Here is a 10,527-nt window from a genome sequence, read left to right as displayed (position 1 = left end):
GCCTCCCCGCCGAGGCCGGCGATCCGGTCGCCCTCGACGGCCAGGCGGCCGCCCTCGACGACGCCGCCGGGCAGGACCAGCCGGGCGCCGGCCAGGAACATGCGGTCCGCAGTCACGCGGTCACCTCCGGCGCTGCTCCAGGCAGCCGCAGAACTGAGTGAAGTTGATTGTTTCCAGGCCATGATAGTCATATTCGAGCGGACGACCAGGCCTCTCGCCGGCCCTCCGAACAACCCGACACGGCGCCACCCAGGGAGTTGACTCCCGACCGGGCTAGAATCGCGTCATGCTCAAAGCTGATCGCGCCACCCGGATCCTCTCGCACGTCACCGAAGCGGGGAGCGCCGATGTGCACGCGCTCGCCGAGCTCCTGGACGTCTCGACCGCGACCGTGCGCCGCGATCTCCAGGAGCTCCACGAGCAGGGGCTGCTGCACCGCACCCGGGGCGGCGCGGTGACCGGCTCGGTCAACCTCGAACTGCCGCTGCGCCACCGCGGCGAGAAGCAGCGGGAGGAGAAGCGCCGGATCGCCCTGGCCGCGGCCGAACTGGTGCCGGAGGGCGCGGTGGTGGGCCTCAGCGGCGGCACCACCACCAGCGAGCTGGCCCGGGTGCTCGCCGAGCGCACCGGCATCACCGTCGTGACCAACGCGGTGAACATCGCGGCCGACCTGATCGTCCGCCCCGAGGTGCGCCTCGTGGTGATCGGCGGCATCGCCCGTACCGCCAGCTACGAACTGGTCGGTCCGGCGGCCGACCGGATGCTCTCGCAGTACCACCTGGACATCTCCTTCATCGGGGTGGACGGCCTGACGGCGCAGGACGGCTGCACCACGCACGACGAGATGGAGGCCCAGACCGACCGGGCGTTCCTGCGCAGCAGCGCGCGCTCGGTCGTGCTGGCCGACAGCACCAAGATCGGCAAGGTCACCTTCGCCCGGATCTGCCCGCTCTCCGACGTCCACGACCTGGTGACGGACGACGGTCTGACGGACGCCCAGCAGCGGGCCGTCACCGGCTGCGGCGTCCGGGTCCGCCGGGCCTGAGCGCCGACGGGCCGCAGGGCGTGGCCTGCGGATCAGGCCACGCCCTGCGGCTCCGGTTCAGGCCACGCCCCGGGGCTCCGGTTCAGGCCTTGACGCCGCCCGCCGTCAGGTCGGTGCGCCAGAACCGCTGCAACAGCAGGAAGGCCGCGACCAGCGGGAGGACCGAGACCAGCGAGCCCGTGACGACCAGGTTGTACGGGGTGTGGTCCCGGAGGCCGTTCCAGTAGTAGAGGCCGAGGTTGACCGGCCAGAGCTTCTGGTCGGAGAGCGTGACCAGCGGCAGGAAGAAGTTGTTCCAGATGGTGGTGAACTGGAACAGGAAGATCGTCACCAGCGCCGGTGAGAAGATCCGCAGGACCACCGTGAAGAAGATCCGGAACTCCCCCGCGCCGTCCATCCGGGCGGCCTCCAGGATCTCGTCCGGGACGGACGCGGTCGCGTAGATCCGGCTGAGGTAGACGCCGAACGGGCTGACCATGCTGGGCAGCAGGACCGCCCAGACGGTGTTGACCAGGTGGGCCTTGGACAGCAGCAGGTAGACCGGCAGGGCGAGGAGCGGCGCGGGGACGAGCACCGCGGCGAGGATCGTGTTGAACACCGCCTCGCGGCCCCGGAACCGGTACTTGGTGAGCGCGTAGCCGGCCATCGCCGCGAGCAGGGTGGCGGCCGCGGCACCGACACCGGCGTACAGCACGGTGTTGAGGAGCCAACGGAAGTAGAGGCCGCCGTTGGCGGTGGCCAGGTCGTGCAGGTTGTCGCCGAGGTGGAGGGTGGAGAACCAGAAGCCGCCGCTGCCGAACAGCTCGCTGCTGCTCTTGGTGGAGGCCACCAGCAGCCACCAGGCGGGCAGCAGGAAGTAGGCGGAGAGCACGAACAGGACGGCCGTGCCGAGGACGTTGGGCCGCTGGCGGCGGCGGAGGTCGGCGGTGCTCATGCGGTCACCCGGTTTCCGGTGATGCGCACCGAGAGGCGCAGGAAGGTGAAGGACAGGACGCAGGTGGCCAGGGCCAGCAGGACGGCGATCGCCGCCGCCTTGCCGTAGTCGTTGGTGCCGAACGCCGCGTTGTACGCCGCCATGTTGGGGGTGTAGTCGGCGGAGACGGTCGAGGCCAGCGAGTGCAGGACCATCGGCTCGGTGAAGAGCTGGAGGGTGCCGATGATGGAGAAGATGCCGGTCAGCACCAGGGCGGGGGCCACCAGCGGGATCTTGATGTGCCAGGCGGTCCGCCAGGGGCCGGCGCCGTCGAGGTCGGCGGCCTCGTAGAGCTCGCTGGGGATGGCTTGCAGGGCGGAGAGGATGACCAGCATGTTGTAGCCGGTCCAGGTCCAGGTGACGATGTTGGCCATCGACCACAGGACGGTGCCGGAGGAGAGGAAGTCGGCGTCGATGCCGATGTCCCTCAGTCCGGCGACGAGCGGGCTGGTGCCGGGCAGGTAGAGGAACGCCCAGAGGATGGTGGCCACGACGCCCGGGATCGCGTACGGGAGGAAGTAGGCGAGCCGGAAGAACTTCCGCAGCCGGGTGCCCTTGGCGTCGATCAGCAGGGCGAGGCCGAGGGCCAGTCCGAGCATCACCGGGACCTGCACCACGCCGAAGAGCAGTACCCGGCCGACGCCCGCGAGGAACGACCCGTCGCCCAGGGCCGCGGTGTAGTTGTCGATCCCCGCGAAGACCGTTCTGGCCGGGCCGAAGCCGAGGCCGGAGCGCTCCACGCGGTACAGGCTCTGCCAGACCGCGTACCCGATGGGCAGCAGGAACAGGACGGTGAACAGCAGGCCGAAGGGGAGCAGGAAGCCGAGGGCCGCGCGGTTGCGGGACGGCGTCCGTCGTGCGGTGGCGGCCTTCGGGCCGGTGCGGCCCGGCACCGCCGGGGTTGCTGCGCTCATCTGGGGTTCTCTCTCGTGCGGGCGGTGGTCGGTCCCTCGGGCGTGTCGGACGGGTCGGACGGGTCGGACGCGCCCGGGCCGGCGGACCGCGCGGGGTCCGCCGGCGGGCCGGTCAGCCGGCGGTGACCGTCAGCCCCTTGGACTTCATCGCGTCGACGGTCTTGTTCTGCACCGTGCCCAGGGCCGCCGTCAGGTCGCCGTGGGCGGCGACGGCCGCGCCGAAGGCGTCGGTGAGGTCGCTGGAGGTCTGGGTCATGGTCGGGCCCCAGCTCCACTTGGGGGCCTGCGCGGCCGACTGCTTGAAGACGTCGAAGATCGGCTGGTCGCCGAAGTACGCGCTCGGCTTCGCCAGCGCCGGCGCCGACGTGCCGCTGGTGGAGGCGGGGTAGATGCCGGCCTTGTCCACGAGGGTGCCGACGGCGGCGGCGTCCGTGCTCATCCAGTTGGCGAACCGCAGCGCCGCGGCGGTGTTCTTGCAGCCCTTGACCACCGCGGTGGACGAACCGCCGTCGTTGCCGACCGACTTGGTGCCGTCCTGCCACTGCGGCATCGGGGCGACCGCCCACTTGCCGGACGCCTGCGCCGCGTTCTGTTCGAGGATGGAGGAGAACCAGACCGGGCCGGGGTAGGCGGCGAGCGTGCCGTCCTGGAGGTCCTTGTACAGGTCGGGGCTGAAGCCCTGCTCGGACTTGACCTGGCCCTGGTCGATCAGGCCCTGCCAGTACTTCGCGACCTTGGCGGTGCCCGGGTCGCTCGCGAGCGAGACCTTCCAGCCCTTGCTGTCGGTGCCGAACCAACTGCCGCCGGCCTGGGCGGACATGCCGGCGAACCACCACGGGTCGTCCGGGTTGAACACGCTCAGGTACCCGTTGGGGTTGGCGGCGTGCACCTTGGCGGCGTCGGCGGCGAACTCCTCCCAGGTGGCCTGCGGCTTCAGGCCGTACTGGGCGTACAGGTCGGTGCGGTAGTAGAGCGCCATCGGGCCCACGTCGACCGGGATGCCGTACACCTGGCCGCCGACCTTCACCGCGTTCCAGGCGGCGTCCCCGTACTGCGACTGGTACTGCCCGGCCTCGCCGCTGACGTCCTGGACGGCGCCCTCCACGACGAAGCTGGGCAGCGACTCGTAGCCGACCTGGGCCAGGCAGGGGGCGTTGCCGGCCTTGACGGCCGCGAAGATCTTGGCGTAGCCGCCCTTGCTGCCCGACACGATCTTCTCGAACTTGACCTTGGCGTCCGGGTGGGCCGCGTTGTACTGGGCCACCGCCTCCTCGTAGCCCGGCGCCCAGCCCCAGAACGTGACCTCGGCGGAGCCTCCGCCGCCCGATGCGCCGTCACCGCTCGATCCGCAGGCCGCGATGCCGGCGAGCAGCGGCAGCGTCGCGGCGGCGGCCAGCAGGCGGGTGCGGATTCGTGTCTTCGCCATGAGGATCTCGTCCTTTACGTGTACAGGCCCTCGGCCATCGCGGCGCGGCGTCGGGTGGACGGCGGCTGGCGCGAGCGGGTGCGGTGGGGGTCGGCAGGGGGTGCCGCCGGGTCCGAACGGCGGTGTGGTCGCGTGCCCGTCGGACCATCCCCTGCTCCATGGTGCGCAGTTCGGATGAGTATTGCTCAATATCGAGCATCTTCCTAGGGCTTCGGAGCACGAAGCGGTCTCGGTTTCGACACGGCCGGCCACCCGGCCGACCGGGTCGCGAGCGGTGTCAGCCCAGGTCGGGCCGGGCCACCAGGTGTACGGCGGGTTCGGCGGACCGGTCGAGTTCGAGGACGGTGAGCTCGTTCGTCCCGCTGCGCAGAACCGGCCAGGGCAGGTAGAGCGTGCGCTGCGGGCCGCGGTCCCAGTAGCGGCCCAGCAGGAAGCCGTTGACCCAGACGTAGCCCTTGCCCCAGCCCGGCAGCGCCAGGTAGCCGTCGGCCGGCTCCCCGACCTCGAAGACGCCGCGGTGGAAGGCCGCGCCGGGGCCTTCCACCGGGCCGCCGGCGGTGTCCCAGGGGAGCCGGTCCGGTGTGCCGTCGGCCAGCGGCATCGGGTCGGCGGTCCACCCGTGCAGGTACTGCTGGGTGTGCAGGGCCCCGGCGATCCCCTTGCGGTCGCCGATCCCGGCGCCGTAGTTGACCCGGCCCATCGACTCGACCAGCAGCTCCAGCCGGGCCCCCGCGCCGGGCACCGGGACGAGCAGGGGCTCGTGCTCGGCGTCGCGCTCCAGGGTGGCGAGGTGGGTGCCGTCGACGCGGACGTGGGCCCGGTCGGCGAGCCCCTCGACGGTCAGCGGGTACGCCGTGCGCGGGCCGGGGATGGTGGTCCGGTAGCGGACGAGGCCGTGCGGGAGGCCGAGTTCCTCGAAGGAGAGCGGGACGGCGGAGCGGACCTCGCCGGTGGACAGGTGGTCCACCACGTCCGCCAGCGGCAGGGACCGGCCGAGCTCCACCCGGCACTCCGGCAGCGTGGCCGGGAGCTCCTCGGGCTCCGGCACCGGGCCGTCCGCGTACGCCGCCAGGACCTCGCGGAAGGCCCGGAACTTGGCCGTGGGGGCGCCTCGTTCGTCCAGCGGGGCGTCGTAGTCGTAGGAGGTCACGGTCGGCTGGTAGCCCCGGCCGGTGCGCGGATCGGCGGTGTTGGCGCCAGCCCAGGTGCCGAAGTTGGTGCCGCCGTGGGCCATGTAGAGGTTGACGGAGGCCCCGGCCGCCAGGATCTCGCGGAGGGCCGCGGCGGCGTCCTCGGCCGGGCGGGTGGTGTGCGGCTCCCCCCAGTGGTCGAACCAGCCGTTCCAGAACTCCATGCACATCGGCGGGTCCTGGGGGCGGTGGCGGCGCAGCTCGGCGAAGGCCTCGGTGGCGCGGCTGCCGAAGTTGACGGTGGCGAGGTGGCCGGGGAGGGCGCCGCCGGTGAGGAAGAAGTCCTCCGGCCCGTCGGAGGTGCAGAGCGGGACGTCGATGCCGCGGGCGCGCAGGCCGTCGGCGAGGTGGGCGAGGTAGGCCCGGTCGGTGCCGTAGGAGCCGTACTCGTTCTCGATCTGGACCATCAGGACGTTTCCGCCGCGCGTGGTCTGGTGCGCCGCCAGGATCGGGATCAGCGTGTCGTACCAGCGGTCGACGTGGGCCAGGAAGCGCGGGTCGCTGGTGCGCAGCGCCAGGCCGCGACCGGCCGGGCCCGGTTCGGCCAGCAGCCACCAGGGCAGGCCGCCGTTCTCCCATTCGGCACAGATGTAGGGGCTCGGGCGGACGATCGCGTGCAGTCCGGCGTCCGCGGCGGCCCGCAGGAAGGCCTCCAGGTCGGCGATGCCGGTGAAGTCGTACTCACCGGGGCGCGGCTCGTGCAGGTTCCAGGGGACGTACGTCTCCACGGTGTTGAGCCCCATCGCCCGCAGCATCCGCAGGTGGCGCGGCCACTGCCCGGGCAGGCTGCGGAAGTAGTGCAGGGCGCCGGACAGCAGGCGCAGGGGGCGCCCGTCGAGCGTGAACCCGGTCCGGGAGATCTGGAGCATGGGTGGTCCTTGAGGAGGTGGTTCGAGGGACGGTATCGGCCGGGGCGGGGTCATCAGGCCGCCCCCGCGACGACCGGCAGGAGCCGGCCGACGGCCTCGGTGATCGCCCCGCGGCCTGCGGCCAGGTACGCGCGGGGGTCGACGGCCCGCTCGTCCGCCGCCAGGTGGGACCGGACGGCGGCCGTCATCGCGATGCTCAGGGCGGTGCCGATGTTGACCTTGGCTATGCCGCCGCGGACGGCGCGGCGCAGTTCGTCGTCGGGGACTCCGGAGGAGCCGTGCAGGACGAGCGGGACGTCGAGGGCCGCGTGCAGGGTGGCGAGCAGGGCGTGGTCGAGCCGGGCGTCGCGGGAGGTCATGGCGTGGGAGCTGCCGACGGCGACGGCGAGGGCGTCCACGCCGGTCTCCTCGACGAAGCGCCGCGCCTCACCGGGGTCGGTGCGGGCTCCCGGCGCGTGGGCGTCCAGCGGCCCCTGGCCGTCCTTGCCGCCGACCTCGCCGAGTTCGGCCTCCAGCCAGAGCCCGGCGCCGTGCGCCCAGACGGCGGCCTCGCGGGTGGCGGCGACGTTCTCCGCGTAGGGCAGGTGCGCGGCGTCGTACATCACCGAGCTGAACCCGCAGTCGGCGGCCTGGCGGAGCAGGACGCCGGTCTTCACGTGGTCCAGGTGGAGCGCCACCGGGACGGTGCTCGGCTCGGCGCAGCGCACGGCGGCCGCGGCGAGCGGGGCCAGCCGCCCGCCGTGGAACCGCACCGCGTTCTCGCTCACCTGGAGGATCACCGCGGTGCCGGCGGTCTCGGCGGCGGAGACGACGGCCTCGACGTGCTCCAGGGTGACGACGTTGAAGGCGGCGACGGCACCGTGCCGGGCCGCGGCCCGGGCGACGAGGCCGCCGGTGGCTGCCAGGGGCATGAACTCTCCTGTCGGGTGGGGCTGTTCAGTCGGAAGGTGCTGAACCGGCGCTAGGGCTTGTCCGGCGGATCTTGGCGGGCCCGCGACGCCGGACACGCCCTAGGCGCGGCCGGGGTGACCCGGACCAGGGAGAGGTGGCCGCGGTAGGCCTGCCGGTCGAACCGGCCGGCGTACGGGGCCTGGACGGCGGCGGCCGACAGGGCCACCACGTGGGCCAGCGCCGCCGGCCACGGCGTGCGGTCGGCGAGGGCCACGGCCAGCGCCGCGACCGCCGCGTCCCCCGCACCGGTCGGGTTCCCCCGCACGACGACCTCCGGGGGCAGGCGGGCCCGCCAGGTGCCGTCCGGGGTGACGGCGAGGAGCCCGTCGGGGCCGAGCGAGGCGACCACCGCGCGGGCGCCGCCGTCGACGAGGGCGCGGGCCGCGCACAGCGGGTCGGCGATGCCGGTGGCGTGCCGCAGTTCCACCGCGTTCGGCTTGACGACCGTGGGCCCGGCCGCCAGCGCCGCGGTGAGCGCGGCGCCGTCGGCGTCCAGGACGACCGGCACGCCCTGGTCGTGGGCGAGGCGGACCAGGTCCGCGTAGGCGTCGCCCCGCAGGCCCGGCGGCAGGCTCCCGGACAGCACCAGGGCCCGGGCGGTGGGGAGCAGGCTGCCGACTGCGGTGCGCAGGGCCGACCAGTCCTCGGCGGACAGCGCCGGTCCGGGCTCGTTCAGCACGGTGGCGTCGACGGCGTCGACCACGGCGACGGTGCGCCGGGTCGAGGCGCCGGCGGCCAGCGGAACGCCCAGGCAGGCGATGCCGGCCCGGTCGAGGTCGGCCCGCAGCACTCCTCCGGTCGGCCCGCCGAGCGGCAGGACGGCCGTGGTGGGCCGACCGAGGCCGTGCAGCACCCGGGCCACGTTCACGCCCTTGCCGCCGGCCTGTTCGTGGACGGAGGCCACCCGGTGGCTGGTGTGCGGGCGCAGCGCCGACACGCCGTAGGTGATGTCCAGGGCGGGGTTCGGGGTCACGGTGACGATCACGGCGCCGGGCTCCCGTCCGGCGCCGCGCGGCCGGCCGCCGCGTCCAGGGCGCGCAGTCCGGCTCCCAGGCAGCCGGCGCGGTCCCCGAGGACGGCGGGCGCCAGGCGCGGCGGGGCCTGGATCCGGGCCCGGGCGGCCAGGGCGGCGGCCAGCGGCGTGAGCAGCAGGTCGCCGGACTCGGCGAGGCCCCCGCCCAGGACGACCAGCGGCGGGTCCAGCACCAGGACGGCCGTCAGCAGGGCGTCGGCCAGGGCGTCGACCGCCTCCTGCCAGACCGCGCCGGCCGCCCGGTCCCCCTCGGCGGCCAGCCGCGCCACCTCCGGTGCCGGGGCCGGCCGCCCGGTGGCCTCGGTGAAGCGCCGCGCCACGGCGGCCGCCGAGGCGTAGGTCTCGGCGCAGCCCCGGGCCCCGCAGGCGCACGGTTCCCCGCCCGGGCGCACCACGAGGTGGCCGATCTCCCCGGCCCGGTGGTGCGCGCCGGGCAGGGCGCGGCCGCCGGTCATCACGGCGGCGGCGATGCTCGTGCCGACCGGGACGAACAGGAAGCGCTCCTCGCCGCGCCCGGCGCCGAGCCGGGCCTCGGCCACGCCGCCGGCCCGCACGTCGTGGGTGACGACCACGGGCAGGCCGGTGCGCTCGACGACGAGGTCCCGGAACGGGACGTCCCGCCAGCCGATCGTGGCGGAGTACTCGCCCGTCCCCGTGGCCTCGTCGACGATGCCGGGAACGGCCAGGCCGACGGCGTCGACCTCGGCGCCCTGTCCCTCGGCCTCCCGCTGCACGTCCGCGACCAGGTCGACGATGGTGGCCACCACGGCCTCGGGGCCCCGTTCGCGCCCGGTGGCGCGCCGCACCTGGTGCCGGACGGCCGCCTCCCGGTCCAGCAGGGCGGCCTTGATCCCGGTGCCGCCGACGTCCACGGCGACGACCCGACGCCGGTCGGTCGTGAGCGGACGCTGATCGGTCGTGAGCTGACGCCGGTCGGTCGTGAGCCAGGGTTGGTCGGTCATGAGCTGACGCCGGCCCGTCGTGAGCCGGGGTTGGTCGGTCATGAGCCGGCGAGCACCACGGATCGGGTCAGGTTGCGCGGCCGGTCCGGGTCCAGGCCCTTCGCGGCGGCCAGCGCGGCGGCCAGCCGGTGGACCCGTACGAGTTCCGCGAGCGGGTCGAGCCGGCCCTCGATCCAGCGGGCGCCGGTGCCCCGCACCTGCTCGGCCAGGCCCACCGGTGCGGCGCCCAGCATCCAGGTGGCGGTGGACGGCGCGGCGATGCTGATCGGTCCGTGCCGGTACTCCATCGCCGGGTACGCCTCGCTCCAGGCGAGCGCGGCCTCGCGCAGTTTGAGGCCGGCCTCGTTCGCCAGCCCGACCGTCCAGCCGGTGCCGAGGAAGGTGAACTGGGTGCAGTCCACCAGTCCTTCCGGCAGCGGCTCCGCCAGGGCCTGCCGGCCGTCGCGCTCCACCGCCTCGGTGTGCAGGCCCAGGTGGGCCCGCAGCAGGGTGAGCGCGGTGGTGGCGAACCTGGTCTGCACCACGGACCGCTCGTCGGCGAAGTCCAGCACGGCGATGTCGTCGGCCGCGGTCATCACCGGGGTCCGCGGGTCGGCGGTGACGGCCGCGGTGCGGACCTGTCCGCGCACCCGCTCCAGCAGGGCCAGGACCTCGGTCGTGGTGCCGGAGCGGGTCAGCGCGATCACGCGGTCGTACGAGCGGACGCCCGGGAACTCGGAGGCGGCGAAGGCGTCCGTGACGCCCTGTCCGCTCGACTCCCGGAGCGCGGCGTACGCCTGGCCCATGAACAGCGACGTCCCGCAGCCGATCACCGCGACGCGTTCACCGGCCTCCGGCAGCGCCGTGCACTCCGCCGCGGCGATCTCCGCCGCGCGGCGCCAGCAGTCCGGCTGGCTGGCGATCTCGGCCTCGACATGGGTCGCCATCGGCCACCTCCACATGTTTGTTGCTGATACCTGCTTCTTTCTGGCCAGATTCAAGCAGCTTCAAGCACTTCATGGAACCCATCTGCGCAATTTGTTGCGCAGAGGTGTTGACAGTTGCGCGCAAGAGAGCCGGATACTGCATGCCATCGCAGGCCTCGGCGGTCGCGCCCCCAACGACGACCGGCGGGCCCGAGAAGCACCGAACACCCCGCCCCCGACGGTGCAGCACCGAAGGAGA

9 protein-coding genes are annotated in these 10,527 nt (G+C 73.8%); 1 reads left to right on the top strand and 8 read right to left on the bottom strand.

What is annotated here, in order from left to right:
• Nucleotides 1-286 precede the first annotated feature (286 nt).
• A complete protein-coding gene (locus ACIPLC_RS25500; RefSeq protein WP_400475335.1) occupies nucleotides 287-1,045 on the top strand; it encodes a DeoR/GlpR family DNA-binding transcription regulator in 759 nt (252 codons plus the stop codon).
• A gap of 82 nt (nucleotides 1,046-1,127) precedes the next feature.
• Here the strand turns inward: ACIPLC_RS25500 and ACIPLC_RS25495 are convergent, their stop codons facing one another.
• From ACIPLC_RS25495 to ACIPLC_RS25460, 8 genes are all read right to left on the bottom strand, one after another.
• Nucleotides 1,128-1,979 carry a carbohydrate ABC transporter permease gene (locus ACIPLC_RS25495; protein WP_400475334.1) on the bottom strand — a complete coding sequence of 284 codons (852 nt, stop codon included), beginning with the start codon at nucleotides 1,977-1,979 and terminating at the stop codon, nucleotides 1,128-1,130.
• Entirely contained in the window at nucleotides 1,976-2,932 is a 957-nt protein-coding gene (locus ACIPLC_RS25490; RefSeq protein ID WP_400475333.1) for a carbohydrate ABC transporter permease, read from the bottom strand. Before ACIPLC_RS25490 ends, ACIPLC_RS25495 begins: the two co-directional genes overlap by 4 nt.
• Nucleotides 2,933-3,044: 112 nt before the next feature.
• Nucleotides 3,045-4,358: an extracellular solute-binding protein gene (locus tag ACIPLC_RS25485; RefSeq protein WP_400475332.1), complete on the bottom strand. Its 1,314-nt coding sequence runs from the start codon at nucleotides 4,356-4,358 to the stop codon at nucleotides 3,045-3,047.
• Nucleotides 4,359-4,635: 277 nt separating this feature from the next.
• Nucleotides 4,636-6,417, bottom strand: coding sequence for a glycoside hydrolase family 35 protein (locus ACIPLC_RS25480; protein ID WP_400475331.1), 1,782 nt, complete (start codon nucleotides 6,415-6,417; stop codon nucleotides 4,636-4,638).
• A gap of 53 nt (nucleotides 6,418-6,470) precedes the next feature.
• Nucleotides 6,471-7,328: a ketose-bisphosphate aldolase gene (locus ACIPLC_RS25475; RefSeq protein WP_400475330.1), complete on the bottom strand. Its 858-nt coding sequence runs from the start codon at nucleotides 7,326-7,328 to the stop codon at nucleotides 6,471-6,473.
• A gap of 50 nt (nucleotides 7,329-7,378) precedes the next feature.
• Nucleotides 7,379-8,353 (bottom strand): 1-phosphofructokinase family hexose kinase, encoded by a 975-nt coding sequence (locus ACIPLC_RS25470; protein WP_400475329.1) that lies wholly within the window; start codon nucleotides 8,351-8,353, stop codon nucleotides 7,379-7,381.
• The gene (locus ACIPLC_RS25465) at nucleotides 8,350-9,363 is read right to left on the bottom strand and encodes an ROK family protein (protein WP_400475328.1); all 1,014 of its coding nucleotides are present in this window, start codon (nucleotides 9,361-9,363) and stop codon (nucleotides 8,350-8,352) included. Before ACIPLC_RS25465 ends, ACIPLC_RS25470 begins: the two co-directional genes overlap by 4 nt.
• Before the next feature lie 38 nt (nucleotides 9,364-9,401).
• Nucleotides 9,402-10,289, bottom strand: a complete 888-nt coding sequence (locus ACIPLC_RS25460) for an SIS domain-containing protein (protein ID WP_400475327.1) — start codon at nucleotides 10,287-10,289, stop codon at nucleotides 9,402-9,404.
• Nucleotides 10,290-10,527: the final 238 nt, after the last annotated feature.

The sequence above is a fragment of the Kitasatospora sp. NPDC086801 genome, from assembly GCF_044745805.1.
Taxonomy (GTDB): Bacteria; Actinomycetota; Actinomycetes; order Streptomycetales; family Streptomycetaceae; genus Kitasatospora.
The sequence above is the reverse complement of the archived record's forward strand: the minus strand, read 5'-3'. Positions and strand labels throughout refer to the sequence as shown.

What these genes read in the sequence shown, in the direction of transcription:
- ACIPLC_RS25500 (WP_400475335.1), top strand. Translation starts at nt 287, where the DNA reads ATGCTCAAAGCTGATCGCGCCACCCGGATCCTCTCGCACGTCACCGAA.
- ACIPLC_RS25495 (WP_400475334.1), bottom strand. Translation starts at nt 1,979, where the DNA reads ATGAGCACCGCCGACCTCCGCCGCCGCCAGCGGCCCAACGTCCTCGGC.
- ACIPLC_RS25490 (WP_400475333.1), bottom strand. Translation starts at nt 2,932, where the DNA reads ATGAGCGCAGCAACCCCGGCGGTGCCGGGCCGCACCGGCCCGAAGGCC.
- ACIPLC_RS25485 (WP_400475332.1), bottom strand. Translation starts at nt 4,358, where the DNA reads ATGGCGAAGACACGAATCCGCACCCGCCTGCTGGCCGCCGCCGCGACG.
- ACIPLC_RS25480 (WP_400475331.1), bottom strand. Translation starts at nt 6,417, where the DNA reads ATGCTCCAGATCTCCCGGACCGGGTTCACGCTCGACGGGCGCCCCCTG.
- ACIPLC_RS25475 (WP_400475330.1), bottom strand. Translation starts at nt 7,328, where the DNA reads ATGCCCCTGGCAGCCACCGGCGGCCTCGTCGCCCGGGCCGCGGCCCGG.
- ACIPLC_RS25465 (WP_400475328.1), bottom strand. Translation starts at nt 9,363, where the DNA reads ATGACCGACCAACCCTGGCTCACGACCGACCGGCGTCAGCTCACGACC.
- ACIPLC_RS25460 (WP_400475327.1), bottom strand. Translation starts at nt 10,289, where the DNA reads ATGGCGACCCATGTCGAGGCCGAGATCGCCAGCCAGCCGGACTGCTGG.